This is a genomic window from Psychrobacter sp. GP33 (assembly GCF_014119005.1).
Taxonomy (GTDB): Bacteria; Pseudomonadota; Gammaproteobacteria; order Pseudomonadales; family Moraxellaceae; genus Psychrobacter.
The window spans coordinates 476,259-491,550 of the sequence record NZ_JACGYX010000001.1; the positions used below are offsets into that span (position 1 = coordinate 476,259).

The following is a 15,292-nucleotide window of genomic DNA, read 5'->3' on the forward strand; positions in this document are numbered from 1 at the left end:
GTGTGGCGTTTGTGCTAACAATAGGCAAACTGATAAGATATCTTACAATATATTATGAATACTCGGTGCTGTTATAGCGTACCTTTATAGTATATTTAAAAGCTAAATCAGGCATAATTTTGATACGACGTATTCACAAGCTATTCTATAAATCAAAAAGACGGGTAAGATATGCAGCGAAAAGCAATTGTTATCGGCGCAACAGGGTTGGTTGGGCAACACCTGATTAAGCAGCTCAGTGAGCTTTATGAGACTCTGATTGTGATTGCTCGGCGTCCACCTCGCTATATCAACGCCAGTATGCGCTTTTATCAGACAAACGATTTTGATAATCTGCCAGAAATATTTGCTAGCGTGGGTGCTGATCGGACCACTGATGCTTTTAGTTGTTTGGGTACCACGAAAAAGCAGGCAGGAAGTGATGAAGCATTTCGCAAGGTTGATTATGGCTATAATGTGACTTTTGCCAAATTATGCCATGACAAAGGCGTTGAAAACTTCTTTCTACTGTCCTCTATGAATGCCAAAATCGACAGCCGTTTTTTGTATAATCGGGTGAAAGCAGAGACAGAACAGGCAATTAAAGCCCTTAATTTCGCTCAATTATTAGTTTTTCGCCCTTCATTATTATTGGGTAAACACAAGGGTCGACCCCTTGAGAGTATCAGTCAAAAAGCGTTTCAGCTGATTTCACCTTTGGTATCTGAATCGTTGCCGCTGCATCCGATTTCTGCCCAGCGTGTCGCCGTTGCTATGGCAATGATGGCCCAAGACAGCTATGAGCGCCGCAAATACCATACTGCGCCGTCACTTGAGCGTTTAACTATTATTGAAAATAAGCAGATGCTTGCGATGACACGAGCAAAATAGTAAGCTAGCTGACGATAAAAAATGGTGCCATCCATCCATAATGACTCATTAGCCACTAACTTATTAACTACTACAAAGTCATTAACTACTACATAAATACTAACAAGGAATGTGATCATGTCAGAAGCGACCACGATTGATAAAAAAAATTTTGTAACCTGTGATTTATTGGATGCTAACCCTGAATCTCAAGTTTGCTTGCCTAATATTGAAGGCAAATCCTTTTATAGCTTTGGTGGTAAAGATAAATTTTGCGGTGAGATTGTCACGGTAAAATGCTTTGAAGACAATAGCCGAGTTAAAGAGCTATTAAATAGTGACGGCAAAGATACAGATGGCAACGGCAAAGTCTTGGTGGTTGATGGTGGTGGTTCGATGCGCTGCGCTCTGTTAGGCGATATGATTGCTGAATCAGCCATTGTTAATGGCTGGGCAGGGGTGATTATATATGGCTGCGTCCGTGACGTCGATGATATGGCTCAAATGGACTTAGGCGTCATGGCATTAGGCTGTATTCCACGCAAATCTAATCGCCGCAATGAAGGTCAGACAGACCTTGAAATTAGCTTTGGCGACTTAACCTTAAATTCTGGTATGTTCATCTACGCTGATAACAATGGTATGATTGCTAGCGATAACCCATTGATTTAATTTTTTATTAGCTTTTATCAATAATTTTATAAGAATAAGTATGTTTCTCAAATATGCTTATAAAGCAAAGCCTCAGTAAATATACTGGGGTTTTACTGTCATTGCTATTTATTGCCCCATAATTTAATTATATTTTTTAATAATAATATCTAAAAAATTGTAATCATATTGTGATCGCTATGCCTGATGACAAACCGTTACGGCATAAATTTTGGTCAATCCTGAAATTCTTCGTATAATACCATTCTATCCCTTAACTTCGATCCTATATGCCATGCCTATCTCTGCTTTAACTGACGCCTTTGCCCCTATTAATCAGCAGTTATTTCCTATTCCACATACGCAGCGGCGCTGGCTGGCACCTGCTCATGGTGCGGCTGGGAGCTTATGGCTGGCAAGCTTACTACAAACCCCATTATGGGAGGTCTCAAGCCGTCTAAAGGTGGTTGTAACGCGCGATCAAAACCAGCTCAATCAAATAGAAACGGAGTTGGCGTTTTGCGGTGTGGATGCCTATGTGTTCCCAGATTGGGAAACTTTGACCTATGATGAATTGTCGCCACATCAAGACATTGTTAGCGAGCGTATTAATCTCTTAACAGATATGCCGACTTCGGGCGTGCTTTTGATTTCAATACAAGCGTTGATGCACCGAGTTGCACCGCCCAGCTGGTTGATAGGACAACATTTTGATTTGAGCGTTGGCGATCGTTTTGATATTAATACCCAGCGCGAGTTATTGGCAAAAGCAGGCTATCGTGCGGTTGACAATGTGTTTGAGCCGGGCGAGTTTGCGGTACGCGGTAGTATTATTGATATCTTTGCGATGGGGCAGCCTTTTCCATTACGGCTGGATTTATTCGATGATGAGATTGAGACCATTCGTTTCTTTCATCCGCAAACGCAACGTACGCTGACCGAAGAGGATTTAAAAAATCTGGTTGCAGGCAATGATAAAAGTATGGGGCAAGAGTCCTTGTCGCTACTGCACAAGCTACCAGATATCTCAAAGTCGATTGAACAGTTCCAAATATTACCTGCAAAAGAGTTTCCGTTAGAAGAGGGTAAAGAAACATTTCGCACGAACTTTGCTGCTATGTTTCCTAACACCAGTAGTCGTAAATTTGAGCTATATAAAGATGTGATGGCAGGGATTGCGGCAAGTGGGCTTGAATATTATCAGCCCCTATTTTTTGATATGAGTGATTGGGCGCAAGAAAGTAGTCTATTTGCCTATTTACCCAGTGACGCGCTATTTATTACCGATGAATCTATCGCTGAGCGCCAAGCCGACTATTGGTCACAAATCCAACGTCGTTATGAGGAGCGTCGGCACGATGTTGATAAGCCTATCGTTGCTCCTGAAATATTGTATTTATTGTCCAATACGTTAAATGAACATCTCAATAATTATCCACGCGTAATATTAAGTGAACGTAACGAGCTAGTATTGGCAAGCAGCCAGTTGCAAGGGCTCGTGACCTTGCGCGCACAGGTGCCGCCGCAGTTGTCTGTCAATCATCAAAAAGCAGAACCGTTAGCCGAGTTGCTGGATTTTTTACATTTGCAAGCGCAAACGGGCACGCCAGTATTAATCGTCGCTGAAACTGCTGGTCGCCGCGAGATTTTAATTGAGTTATTCAAGGGTAAGATTGATATCACTGCGTATGCCAGCTTTAAAGAATTCTTGGCAGCGGATAACGTTACTATCATCAATAAAGGTCGTCCGCATGTTGGGCTTACCGTTGCTCCGATTGAGCGTGGGGTCTATGTCCCTGAACGATTGGTGCTGATTAGTGAGACCCAGCTTTTTGGCAAACAAGTTCTACAAACACGGAGAAGACGCCAAAGTGGGGTATCAGAAGAGTTCTTAGTCAAGAGTGTCACGGAGATGACCGAGGGCAGTCCCGTTGTTCATATTGAGCATGGAATTGGGCGTTATAGTGGCTTGATTACTTTAGATGTGGGTGATGGTGAGCAAGAGTTTATTCATCTAAAATATGCCGATGATGCCAGTATTTATGTGCCGGTTGCTCATTTGCAGGTAATTAGCCGTTATAGTGGCGGTGATCCGGCGCTTGCGCCTTTGCATAAAATCGGTAGTGGTAAATGGGATAAAGCCAAACAAAAAGCACTGGAACAGATTCATGATATCGCTGCCGAATTGCTCAATATACAAGCAAGGCGTGAGGCAAAGGTAGGTATTCATTTTACAATCGATAGTTCGCAATATGAGTTATTCGCCAGTCAGTTTGAGTTTGAAGAAACGCCAGATCAAGCCAATGCCATTCATGCTGTTATGCATGACATGAAGCAAAATCAGCCGATGGATCGCCTTATTTGTGGTGATGTAGGCTTCGGTAAGACTGAGGTGGCAATGCGTGCTGCATTTATTGCTGTTAGTGCAGGTTATCAAGTCGCAGTGTTGGTACCGACCACTCTATTAGCCGGTCAGCATGAAGACAATTTCTTAGACCGTTTTGCTGATTGGCCGGTGCGTATTGAATCCTTGTCACGATTCGGTGGTAAAAAACATCAAGAGATGGTGCTAGCGGATTTAGCAGCAGGTAAAGTTGATATTGTCATTGGTACCCATAAACTGCTGCAGCCTGATGTTAAATTTGCCAATCTAGGCTTAATGATTGTCGATGAAGAGCATCGTTTTGGTGTCCGTCATAAAGAGCGTATCAAAGCCATTCAGACCAATGTCGATAGCATGTCGATGACGGCAACCCCAATTCCACGTACCCTTAACATGGCGCTCTCGGGTATGCGTGACATGTCGATTATCGCAACGCCGCCCGCTCGACGCTTGCCCATTAAAACTTTTGTCATGCAAAAGACAGACGCCTTAATGAAAGAAGCTATTTTGCGTGAGCTATTACGCGGTGGGCAAGTGTATGTGTTACACAATGATGTTGCCAGTATTGAGCGCATGGCAGAGACCATTCGTGAACTGGTGCCAGAAGCGCGCGTCGGGGTGGCGCATGGACAGATGCAAGAGCGGCAACTAGAACAAGTTATGCAGCAGTATTATCATAAAAAGTTCAATGTCCTTATCTGTTCGACAATTATCGAAACCGGTATTGATGTGCCCAATGCAAATACCATTATCATTGAGCGCGCTGATAAATTTGGCTTAGCGCAATTACATCAGCTGCGTGGTCGGGTAGGTCGTAGCCATCATCAAGCCTACTGCTACTTGCTAGTGCCATCAATTAAAGGTCTTAAAGGGGATGCCAAGCGTCGCCTACATGCCATTGAGCGTGCCAATACGTTAGGTGCTGGTTTTATGCTGGCAAGTGAAGACTTAGAGATTCGTGGCGCTGGTGAATTACTTGGTAAACAGCAAAGTGGTAATATGCAAGCGATTGGTTTTAGCTTATATATGAATATGCTGGAGCGTGCTACTAAAGCGATTAAGGCTGGCAAAGAGCCGGATTTAAATACGCCGCTATCTCTAACTAGTGAGATTAATTTACGTGCATCGGCACTTATTCCGGAAGAGTATGTGCATGATGTGCCTCAGCGACTATTGTTTTATAAGCGTATTAGTAATGCTGATGATAAAGAAACATTGGTCGACATTCGTACTGAGATGATAGACCGCTTCGGTATCTTGCCAGATCAAACTAAGCAGCTATTTGCGGTTCACGGTTTACGTCTGCAAGCTGAACCATTAAAGATTAATAAAATAGATGCCAGTACTAGTAGTATGACACTGGAGTTTGCCCCCGACACGCCCGTTGATGCACTAGCTATTATTAAATTAATACAGTCAGACAGTCAGCGTTATCGTATGAATGGTGCATCAGGTATTCGCTATAGTAATGCGGACAAGCTCGAGACTGCACAGCTACGGGTTACTGCCGTACAAGAGCTGTTACGTTATTTTAGCGAGCACATGGTGGCGGAGACAAGTTAGCAATAGGTTAAACTTAAGTAGATACGGGCTGATCATAAAAACCTATTAGGTAATGGCGCTATTTTATCCCGTAGATACCTGATAAAATAACGCCAATATCTATTTTTTCTAATGTCTTATTTACTTTTATTGATACTTTATAACAAGAGAAACCGTCATTATGTTCCAATTGCATCCTAAGCTTGCTGCCGATAGTTTTTTGGTGGGCGATTTTCCATTATCGACGTGTCGTTTGATTAATGACTGCCAGTTTCCTTGGTTGATTTTAGTACCGCGTGTTTCTGGTATCAAAGAGTTGTATGAGCTGTCTGAGTCGGATCAAGTACAGTTTTTACGTGAATCAAGCTGGTTATCAAGCCAACTGGCTAAAACTTTTCAGGCAGAAAAGATGAATGTCGCAGCGCTTGGTAATCAAGTTCCGCAGCTACACTTCCATCATATTGTTCGCTATCAGAACGACATGCAATGGCCAAATCCTGTGTGGGGCGTACCAGCAGTTCCTTATACTCAGCAAGTCTTAGCGCAAATGCAACAAACGTTAATGATGGCGCTACGTGGTCATCATCAAATGCCTTTTGATTGGCAGATGTAGGATATAATTTAAAAATTATTATCTCAATTCTATAACCTCTAAAGATATATAACCCATGCGCTACTGCCCACAGTGGTGCTATTAACTTTCTGCCTTTCTTTGTAAGCAGGGTAAGTATCATTGTTAAACACAATATAAAGCCAATATTCTGATGTGTTTATCTATAGTTATTAAGAGTGATCAGGCATAATCATGCTTTTTGCTATTTTATTTGCTCTACGCGGACGTCTAGCATGCTTTTTTTAAATAAATTAACCGCACTTTATAGAGTAAAAGAGGTGGGTAGCAGTCGTTTCCCTTATCCTGAAGCTTTTGTTTTAATACTAACCGTATTTTTAATCGCTGTTGATTTCAATTTTAGTGCCGTTTCTATTGCCTTGATAATAGTCATTGGTTTGCCAAGTATTATCATTTTAGCCAGTAATTACTACCAGCAGCCTAAGTTTTGGGCTTCTAATGGGGTAATTGTGTTACTAGCGATGGTCATTGGCGCGCTACAGTTTTGTAGTATCGTATCTTTAAGCATCGTGTTGTTAATCGCAACACGCGTTATTATCAGTCGTCCTGAACATCGAATAAGACTTGCGATGATTGCGGTGATTACCGCTATTATGTTTTATTACGTCAGCATTACCTTAAAGGGCGTTGAGGTACACTGTAATCAAGGAATTTTACCCCCAGCATTATTATTGATGAGTATCAGTAACGTATTATGGAAATTTTGGCATACTCATCATCATTACCTTAGTCAAGACGATGCGGTACGGCAAGCGACCGGACGGATACAGACTATGGTATCAATTATCAATAAATTAACACGTTTTGTACCACTACAAGTTTGGCAACCTATCGTAAAAACAAATACCCCTGTTACCGTCTCTAATAAGCGGGCAAAACTCACGATTATGTTTTCAGATATTGTTGGATTTACAGAGCTGTCTGAAAGCTTAAGTGCTGATAATCTTGCTGATATTTTAAATACTTATATGCATACTATGACCTTAATTGCCGATAAACATGGGGCAGTATTAGATAAATTCATTGGTGATGGTATGGTATGCTTTTTCGGTGAACCAAACAGTCAGGGTACGCGCCAAGATGCGATTGCTTGTGTTGCAATGGCCATTGATATGCGCCGCGAAATGCGCTCGCTGCGCCAAACGTGGCGCTTGATGGGGTTTGAAGGCTTATATGTGCGTATTGGTATTACGACTGGCTACTGTCATGTAGGTAATTTTGGCAGTAATAATCGCATGAGTTATACTCTAATTGGTAAAGAGGCAAACCTTGCCTCACGGCTTGAGTCAACAGCTGGAAAAGGAGAGATATTAATCAGTCAAAGCACCTATGATTATATCTGTCATGAATATGAGTGTAAGTATTCAGGCGTATTTTCTCTAAAGGGATTTGACGAGGAAATTCATGCCTGGCAAGTACTTGATCCAGACGCACACAAAGGTCAATTATCTAAATGGGTGGATCATAAGCTACCTGGATTCAACCTGCATTTGAACTTTAAAGATATAAAGAACTACGATTATAAAGAGATTAAAAATCATTTAAATTTTGCTCTTGAGCGTCTTGAAAGAGAGCAAAAAACCAGCATTACTAAAGAAAAGTAGTAGAGTGTTGTGTTGTGCAATGATATACAATAAAGTCATCTACAAAAAAAGCCTGTTAAATTAACAGGCTTTTTTTTCATAATAAGAAGGTATTACTAATGATTCTCTTTAGCATGGTTGAGCGTATATTTAGGAATTTCAATAACTAAGTCATCATTCTCTATTATTACTTGGCAAGATAGACGCGAATCTGGCTCAAGTCCCCAAGCGCGATCCAATAGATCGGCTTCGATATCGTCCATTTCTTCTAAACCGTTAAAACCTTTACGTACCACGATATGGCAAGTGGTACAGGCTTTGGACATCTCGCAAGCGTGTTCAATTTTGATGCCTTTCTCTAATAAGGCTTTACATAGGTTGCTACCAGATTCGAGCTCAACTTCAGCACCTTCTGGGCAAATCTCAAAATGGGGTAGTACTGTAATTTTTGGCATGGTTAATGGGTCCATTGCTAATCAATACAAAAAAAGAAAATGTTAATATTATCGTTCAAGCCAAATATTTATAAAAGAAGTATTTAAAGCGGATCACCAGTCTTTGGCACTGGTTCCTGCCATACTGGCTTTCACGCTTTGGTTCATAATTCGGGCAGCAAATGCATCGCTGTGCGGCTTTAGCTGAGCTTTTTGGCTATCAATAACGCTTAAATCGTTAGTGCTTAAAGAAGTTTGCATCGCTTGCATCGCTTCAGTCAAAGCGTATTGTTCCTCAGCTGACAAAAGGGTTGAAAAGTCAGTAAGTGCGGAATGCAAAGCAAGCAGTTCACGTTCAGCTTCGACTTTGGTTTCAATTAAAGAGCGGATATTTTTATCTTCCTCAGCATGCTGGAAGCCTGCAATAAGAAGCTGCTCTTTTTGTTCATCCGATAAGCCATAAGTGGGCTTAATGTTAATCTCACTCTCAGTACCGGTTGTGGTTTCTTGCGCGCTTACGGTCAATTGACCATTGGCATCAATACTAAAAGTGACTTCAATGCGCGCAAACCCTGCTTTCATGGGCGGGATACCATAAAGTTCAAAGCGCCCAAGTGAACGGCAGTTATCGACTGTTTCACGCTCGCCTTGTACCACATGAATTACCATGCCAGTTTGCCCGTCCTGATAGGTGGTAAATACTTGACGTTTTTTGACAGGAATAGGAGTGTTCCGCGAAATGAGCACTTCAACTAAGCCGCCCATGGTTTCAAGTCCAAGCGATAGTGGAGTGACATCAAGTAATAATAAATCGCTATTACCATTAACCAACTGGTGTGCTGCTTGTGCTGCACCTAGAGCGACTACTTCATCAGGATTTAGGCGGCATAAAGGTGGCTTTGCAAAAAAATCTGTGACCACTTGCTGAATCGCTGGCATACGTGTTGAGCCACCAACCAAAATAATCTCATCCAAGTCTTGCGCGCTTAATTTAGCATCGCGTAATACTTGCTCACAGACGCTAATTGTGCGGCGACTGACAGGCTCTGTAATGGCTTGTAAGTCTTCACGACTTAATTGTCCTTGGAAAGACTGACCATTAATAGTGAGGTTAATATCTACTTGTGCTGAATCGGTTAATACCTGCTTATAGCTTTTGGCTTGTTGCGCCAATATTGATTTATCATGCAAACTAACATCTAATGGAGCAATGCCAAGTTGTTTAATCAGCCAATTGGTTAATAAACGGTCAATATCATCACCACCAAGCGCGCTATTACCGCCCGTAGCCAATACTTCAAACACGCCATCGGTTAGCTTTAAAATGGACACATCAAACGTACCACCGCCCAAATCGTAAATAAGATAATAGCTTTGATGTTGGTTGGTATGTTCTTTATCTAAACCATATGCGACAGCCGCTGCCGTAGGTTCATTAAGAAGGCGTAACACATTGATACCAGCAGCTTTAGCTGCATCTTTAGTTGCCTGACGTTGCGCTTCATCAAAATACGCAGGCACTGTAATGACTGCGCCCTCAATACTGTCTTCAGGCAAAGCGTCTAGCGCGCGCTGTTTGAGCGCTGCTAAAATACGGGCGGAGACTTCAACTGGTGATACTTCACCTTGATTGGTAACAAACGCAGGCATAGCATTGGCAGCACCGCTAAGCTCATAAGGGTGAGAGAACTTAATATCCGCTTGACTGCGACCCATAAAGCGCTTGGCAGAAATAATGGTATTTTTTGGATCATCACTAAGATGTTCTAGCGCCTGCTGTCCAACAATAGGCGCACCTGTAGTTGGATAATAAACCACCGAAGGCAATAGAGTATCTGAATCAGCATCTGCCGCTAAGACTTGCGATTTTCCTGAACGCACGACCGCAACCAGTGAGCGCGTCGTACCCAAATCGATACCAATACCGAAACGATGTTGGTGAGGCTGGGCACTTTGATTGGGTTCAGCAATTTGCAATAGAGACATAAGACAACTCAAAGATAAAATGAAAAAAGAATAATGAGTAAAAATAAGTACAAAAGGGGCTTGCTAGTAGTTTTATAGCCTAATCAATTATAGGGTATTCTCCCTACTGCTTTAACCGAAATAATAACTATATAACGTGATTAGACGTATAAATCATCATCGTCAGGATGCTCAGCGCTGGCGATATCATCCAATCCTGTTGTAATGTCAGCATTCAACTTAACTAAAAATTTTAGCTTTTGTGTGGCATCAATAGCCACTTGCCACGTACTACTATCATAAGCCGTTGCAAAACGGTTAGACTGAGTCTGTAAGCGCTCGGTAACTTGTGGATGCAATTGCTGTAATGACGCACTATCTTTAGCTTGGATGGCGTCATCCAATTCAATGCGCATCTCCATGGCATCTTCTAAAAAATCTAAATCAGCGATGGAATGCTCTAAATTTTGCCCTTGTCCTGCCATATCGAGCAGGTAACCGGCGCGACTGTCAGGAGCACTCAACGTTTGATAGGCTTGATTAATCAATGCAGATGCTTGCTCAGCATGTAACTGTGCTTGCTTAGTCTCAGTGCTTTGTTTTGAAACGTTATCAGGATGGAATTGTTTCTGCAAATGACGCAAATGATGATCAAGCTGTTCTTGAACCAATTCAAATTGTACAGGTTGCTCGAATAAAGCAAAGAAGTTATCAAATTGCGCTTCTTGAGTAGTATTCGTCATCTCATACACCTTGCATTTTTTTTGGTTTTTATCTGATGGTTACTAGAAAAATATGAAGTAGGTTTTGCATAGGTTTTAGAGTTATTTATTATAAGCCAATGGCGTTTGCAATAAATCTCTAAATACTGTATCGATATTACCTTCGTCATGTCTTTAGACGGTAAACGATTCGCCGCAACCACATTCACCCTTTTGATTGGGGTTGGTGAACTTAAAGCCTTCGTTCAAGCCTTCTTTTTCATAATCCATTAGTAAACCATCTAAATATACTAAGCTTTTAGGGTCAATAAAGATACTGACGTTATGACTATCAAAACGTGTATCATTGTCATCAGGTGTATCTACAAATTCTAAAACGTAGGCAAGACCTGAACAACCAGCCGTACGAATACCCACTCTAATTCCTGCACCCTTACCGCGGTTGTCCAAAAAATCTCGAACATGCTGAGCGGCGCGTTCTGTCATTTCAATCATGCCAACTCCTATTGACTGCGTCTAATGTAATTATATTATCTTAATTTTAACATTACCTTAGAGCTGTCTAAAGTATTTGATAACGAGTCTTTATTTAATAACTAAGCTATCTACCATAAGTATTTAATTCTAATCAATACTGAGAAAAATTATAAAATAAAAGGTGACAATCACATCAAGGTTATTGTCACCTAATAGCATTATTGGCTTTTGCTACTGCCAAAAGATGAAACAGTCACAATCACACTGTGCCTATACTATCTATTCAGCTAATTACTTAAACAGCGCTGTGCTTACCTTTGTAATCGCTGATTGCTGCTTTAATAGCATCTTCTGCTAGTACTGAGCAATGCACTTTTACAGGTGGTAATGCCAATTCTTCAGCAATATGACTGTTTTTAATTTCGCCAGCTTGGTCTAAGCTTTTACCTTTTAGCCACTCAGTTACAAGTGAGCTTGAGGCAATAGCTGAACCGCAGCCGTAAGTTTTAAAACGTGCATCTTCAATGATACCGTTGTCATCAACTTGAATTTGCAAACGCATCACATCGCCACAGGCTGGGGCACCGACCATACCAGTACCAACGTTTTTGGCATTTTTATCAAGATTGCCAACGTTACGTGGGTTTTCGTAATGATCAATCACTTGGTCACTATAGGCCATGAGTTTTCTCCTAGTTAGATGATGAGTACGTATCTATCACTGCACTCATCGATAATTGGGGTCAAACACTTAATTTATAATTGTCTGATGTATAAGTTAATACTGATATGCTGCTTAATATATATATTTCAAATGGCTTTTTAGTGCTCAGCCCATTCTACTGAATCTAAATCAACGCCTTCTTGGTACATATCCCAAAGAGGGGATAGGGCACGTAATTTATCAACAGCTTGATGCATCTGCGTAATGACAGTATCGATATCTTCTTCAGTGGTGTAGCGACCAAAGCTAAAGCGAATAGAGCTATGCGCTAATTCATCTGGGCGACCTATAGCACGTAGTACATAAGATGGCTCAAGAGTGGCTGAGGTACAAGCTGAACCTGAAGATACCGCTAAGTCTTTTAGCGACATCATAAGTGATTCGCCTTCAACGAAGTTAAAGCTGATATTTACGATGTTTGGAACGCTGTGTTCTAGGTCACCGTTTAAGTAAATCTCTTCGATATCTTGTAGACCATCCCACAGTTTTTGACGTAATTTTGCAGCGTGTGCATTGTCTTCTTCATAGCGCTCATTAGCTAATTTAAATGCCGCGCCTAAACCAACGATTTGATGCGTAGGTAAAGTGCCTGAACGCATACCGCGCTCATGACCACCGCCATGCTGCTCAGCTTTTAGACGCACGCGAGGTTTACGGCTCACAAATAAAGCGCCAATACCTTTAGGACCATAGGCTTTATGACCTGAAAAACTCATTAAGTCAATTTTGGTAGTAGCAAGGTCAATACGAACTTTACCGACTGCTTGTGCGCCATCCACATGGAAAATAACACCCGCTGCACGAGTAATCTCGCCAATAGCAGCAACGTCGGTCAACGTGCCTAGCTCATTATTCACCATCATAAGTGACACAAGAATAGTATCGTCACGTAATGCGGCTTGTACTTGTTCAGGTAAAATCAAACCTGTACTTGGTTGTGGCTCAAGATAAGTAATCTCAAAACCTTCTTGTTCAAGCTCGCGGCAAGTATCCAATACAGCTTTGTGCTCAATCTTGCTGGTAATAATATGCTTACCGCGAGATTGATAAAAATGTGCCGCACCTTTAATGGCTAAGTTGTCAGATTCCGTAGCACCTGAAGTGAAAACAATCTCACGAGGATCAGCGTTGATAACGTCAGCAACTTGACCGCGCGCGGTTTCAACCGCCTCTTCAGCTTGCCAACCATAACCGTGTGAACGTGATGCTGGGTTACCAAAAATGCCATCTACCGTCAGATATTCGCTCATCTTGGCAGCGACCGACTTGGCAACTGGCGTAGTGGCGGCATAATCTAGATAGATAAGTTTGTTATGTTGGCTCATGCTGGGTTTGCCTCGCTGGTCGATAAGGTAATAGTAGTGATGTCTTTTAACGCAGAAAGATGCTGTCGTTCGGAGATGAACTGAACATTTTCCATATTTAATAATTGTGCTAATGTGATATTTTTCAAGTACTGCTCAATATGATTTGACAGTGCACACCATAAATCATGGGTCAGACACATGGTACCGCCTTGGCAGTCGCCGCGCCCTTCGCATTGCATTGCATCAACCGATTCATCAACGGCTGAGATGATGCTCATCACGTCAATCTCATCCAGAGGTTTGGCTAAACGATAGCCACCGGCAGCACCGCGAATACTGGTAACAAGCCCACGTTTGCGTAGCTTTGAAAATAACTGTTCTAGATAAGAGATTGAGATAGACTGACGTTTGGCGATATCGGATAACGATACAGCACTGTCATGTTGGCTGGTTTGTAGAGCCAAATCTAATAATGCGGTAACCGCATATCTGCCTCTAGTCGTTAAGCGCATAAAATATCTCCAAACTGACCAGTGATATAGCTAATATTATTGAAAGCTAAAGACTTGCTTGAAGTAGCATATAAAACCCGCTTAACCTATAAGTCTTTAAGACAAATATCAACGCTGCTAGTCATATCAAATAATTAGGAAAAGGCTAGTAAACACATAGTCTATGTCTAATGGTGTGTGCTGCAATATCTTCATTATACTCAATCCTGACTAATTTAGTCAAGATTGAAATGGGATTAAATAATTTAGCGGCTATAACTCTGTGATTGGCAAAAGTCATCATAGAGTTATAGCCGCTAGAATTTGGATTTTATCGATTGACTTGGGTATGTAGATCATAAATTTTTATTAAGATAATTATTGTTTGCTTAGTTGATGAATAGAGCAATGAGTGAGCCAATAGCAATAATAATCGCAACAATAGCGGTCATCATCCATGTTTTTTGTTTGCTTTGTAGCTCTTTTACTGTGGTTTCAAGCTCTCGATTTTTGATTGTTAATGTGTTAATTTGCGTTTGTTGTTCGGTAATACGGCGCTTGTAATCTTCTTTTTTTGTCGCTAATTCTGCTTCACTAGGCTTTGATTTACCGCTGCCCCCTTTGAGTTTTTTAAGCAGACTTTGGATTAAGCTACCAAAACCCATTTGCATAATGAACTGCTTAACCAGCTGAACTTGCACAGAGTCGCCGCGTATTTGTAGCTTATCCGTGGTTTCAATATCATGGCTGGTCAGGGCGCTGAGTACTTGGATGCTGTAGGCATTGATAATCACATCAGGTTCAGTACGACCCACTGGTAAATTGGCATCCAACAGTACGCCTTTATAGCTAAATGTGGCGTAGACTTCGACATGCGGTAGATACATGCGTACACAGACTACTGTACCCTGCTTAGCAAGCGGATAAGCTGCCTTGCGCAGCTCAGGGTCTAAGCGTAGCAGCAGCGTCAGAGCCGATTCAATGAACACCAAGATAATATTGAGCAGAGAATGAGACAACGTAGAACGCTTCATGTAAATAATCCATTGTTATTAGATAAGTAAAGTTATTAGATAATTAAAATTAAAAGATTGCCGTAAAAAAATTGTAGAGGTAAGCACAACGAGAAATATAGTGTGGTCTCACATTTTTCTTATTATATTTTAAGATAACTATCATAGAGCATAATTAATATGTTTCCATCATAAAAACTATTAACTATGGGTGTCAGTTAGCAAATTGTTGCGCTATTGCAGCGGTTAGTTATCCATATTCAACAATATCCTATACTCAGCGTGAATAATCGTGAAAATAGCCTAGTAATAGGGTAAATCGAAAATTACAGGTGTTTTGCGTAATATTAAGTGTCAAATACGTAGCGATGAGCGCCAAAAAGTGTAAAATCGCTTGCGCTCGTTATGCTGCCTTGATATAAAGGCGTTAATAACGTGCAACCCATGAATACGTGAGTCGAAAATTGTTTTTATTGCTTAAATAATATGAGAGCGATACAATGCCTGACACTAGCGTTTA

At 41.3% G+C, this 15,292-nt stretch carries 13 protein-coding genes; 5 read left to right on the forward strand and 8 right to left on the reverse strand.

Annotated elements, in window-relative coordinates:
* Positions 1–171 precede the first annotated feature (171 nt).
* From H2245_RS02000 to H2245_RS02020, 5 genes are all read left to right on the forward strand, one after another.
* A complete protein-coding gene (locus H2245_RS02000; protein ID WP_182405472.1) occupies positions 172–870 on the forward strand; it encodes an NAD-dependent epimerase/dehydratase family protein in 699 nt (232 codons plus the stop codon).
* Positions 871–987: 117 nt separating this feature from the next.
* Positions 988–1,521 carry a ribonuclease E activity regulator RraA gene (rraA, locus tag H2245_RS02005; RefSeq protein ID WP_182405474.1) on the forward strand — a complete coding sequence of 178 codons (534 nt, stop codon included), beginning with the start codon at positions 988–990 and terminating at the stop codon, positions 1,519–1,521.
* Between the two features lie 274 nt (positions 1,522–1,795).
* Positions 1,796–5,446 carry a transcription-repair coupling factor gene (gene mfd, locus H2245_RS02010; RefSeq protein WP_182405476.1) on the forward strand — a complete coding sequence of 1,217 codons (3,651 nt, stop codon included), beginning with the start codon at positions 1,796–1,798 and terminating at the stop codon, positions 5,444–5,446.
* Positions 5,447–5,606: 160 nt separating this feature from the next.
* Positions 5,607–6,038 (forward strand): HIT domain-containing protein, encoded by a 432-nt coding sequence (locus tag H2245_RS02015; RefSeq protein ID WP_182405478.1) that lies wholly within the window; start codon positions 5,607–5,609, stop codon positions 6,036–6,038.
* 233 nt (positions 6,039–6,271) lie between these two features.
* The gene (locus tag H2245_RS02020; RefSeq protein WP_182405480.1) at positions 6,272–7,660 is read left to right on the forward strand and encodes an adenylate/guanylate cyclase domain-containing protein; all 1,389 of its coding nucleotides are present in this window, start codon (positions 6,272–6,274) and stop codon (positions 7,658–7,660) included.
* A gap of 95 nt (positions 7,661–7,755) precedes the next feature.
* Here H2245_RS02020 and fdx read toward each other — a convergent pair whose 3' ends face one another.
* The 8 genes from fdx to H2245_RS02060 all read right to left on the reverse strand — a co-directional run bounded on the left by fdx (position 7,756) and on the right by H2245_RS02060 (position 14,793).
* On the reverse strand, positions 7,756–8,094 hold the full coding sequence (gene fdx / locus H2245_RS02025; protein ID WP_182405482.1) for an ISC system 2Fe-2S type ferredoxin: 339 nt from the start codon (positions 8,092–8,094) through the stop codon (positions 7,756–7,758).
* A 93-nt stretch (positions 8,095–8,187) separates the two neighbouring features.
* Positions 8,188–10,059, reverse strand: a complete 1,872-nt coding sequence (gene hscA / locus H2245_RS02030) for a Fe-S protein assembly chaperone HscA (protein WP_182405484.1) — start codon at positions 10,057–10,059, stop codon at positions 8,188–8,190.
* Positions 10,060–10,199: 140 nt separating this feature from the next.
* Positions 10,200–10,781, reverse strand: coding sequence for a Fe-S protein assembly co-chaperone HscB (gene hscB, locus H2245_RS02035; RefSeq protein WP_182405486.1), 582 nt, complete (start codon positions 10,779–10,781; stop codon positions 10,200–10,202).
* Between the two features lie 153 nt (positions 10,782–10,934).
* Positions 10,935–11,255: an iron-sulfur cluster assembly protein IscA gene (gene iscA / locus H2245_RS02040; protein ID WP_062535941.1), complete on the reverse strand. Its 321-nt coding sequence runs from the start codon at positions 11,253–11,255 to the stop codon at positions 10,935–10,937.
* Between the two features lie 277 nt (positions 11,256–11,532).
* A complete protein-coding gene (gene iscU / locus H2245_RS02045; RefSeq protein WP_182405488.1) occupies positions 11,533–11,919 on the reverse strand; it encodes a Fe-S cluster assembly scaffold IscU in 387 nt (128 codons plus the stop codon).
* A 140-nt stretch (positions 11,920–12,059) separates the two neighbouring features.
* Positions 12,060–13,286 carry an IscS subfamily cysteine desulfurase gene (locus tag H2245_RS02050; RefSeq protein ID WP_182405490.1) on the reverse strand — a complete coding sequence of 409 codons (1,227 nt, stop codon included), beginning with the start codon at positions 13,284–13,286 and terminating at the stop codon, positions 12,060–12,062.
* Complete coding sequence (locus H2245_RS02055) at positions 13,283–13,780, reverse strand: Rrf2 family transcriptional regulator (protein WP_182405492.1); 498 nt, start codon at positions 13,778–13,780, stop codon at positions 13,283–13,285. Before H2245_RS02055 ends, H2245_RS02050 begins: the two co-directional genes overlap by 4 nt.
* A 368-nt stretch (positions 13,781–14,148) precedes the next feature.
* Positions 14,149–14,793 (reverse strand): hypothetical protein, encoded by a 645-nt coding sequence (locus tag H2245_RS02060; RefSeq protein ID WP_182405494.1) that lies wholly within the window; start codon positions 14,791–14,793, stop codon positions 14,149–14,151.
* Between the last annotated feature and the right edge of the window lie 499 nt (positions 14,794–15,292).

Bases quoted from the DNA above. Each gene is read 5' to 3' on its own strand.
- H2245_RS02000 (WP_182405472.1), top strand. From the start codon at position 172: ATGCAGCGAAAAGCAATTGTTATCGGCGCAACAGGGTTGGTTGGGCAA.
- rraA (WP_182405474.1), top strand. From the start codon at position 988: ATGTCAGAAGCGACCACGATTGATAAAAAAAATTTTGTAACCTGTGAT.
- mfd (WP_182405476.1), top strand. From the start codon at position 1,796: ATGCCTATCTCTGCTTTAACTGACGCCTTTGCCCCTATTAATCAGCAG.
- H2245_RS02015 (WP_182405478.1), top strand. From the start codon at position 5,607: ATGTTCCAATTGCATCCTAAGCTTGCTGCCGATAGTTTTTTGGTGGGC.
- H2245_RS02020 (WP_182405480.1), top strand. From the start codon at position 6,272: ATGCTTTTTTTAAATAAATTAACCGCACTTTATAGAGTAAAAGAGGTG.
- fdx (WP_182405482.1), bottom strand. From the start codon at position 8,094: ATGCCAAAAATTACAGTACTACCCCATTTTGAGATTTGCCCAGAAGGT.
- hscA (WP_182405484.1), bottom strand. From the start codon at position 10,059: ATGTCTCTATTGCAAATTGCTGAACCCAATCAAAGTGCCCAGCCTCAC.
- hscB (WP_182405486.1), bottom strand. From the start codon at position 10,781: ATGACGAATACTACTCAAGAAGCGCAATTTGATAACTTCTTTGCTTTA.
- iscA (WP_062535941.1), bottom strand. From the start codon at position 11,255: ATGATTGAAATGACAGAACGCGCCGCTCAGCATGTTCGAGATTTTTTG.
- iscU (WP_182405488.1), bottom strand. From the start codon at position 11,919: ATGGCCTATAGTGACCAAGTGATTGATCATTACGAAAACCCACGTAAC.
- H2245_RS02050 (WP_182405490.1), bottom strand. From the start codon at position 13,286: ATGAGCCAACATAACAAACTTATCTATCTAGATTATGCCGCCACTACG.
- H2245_RS02055 (WP_182405492.1), bottom strand. From the start codon at position 13,780: ATGCGCTTAACGACTAGAGGCAGATATGCGGTTACCGCATTATTAGAT.
- H2245_RS02060 (WP_182405494.1), bottom strand. From the start codon at position 14,793: ATGAAGCGTTCTACGTTGTCTCATTCTCTGCTCAATATTATCTTGGTG.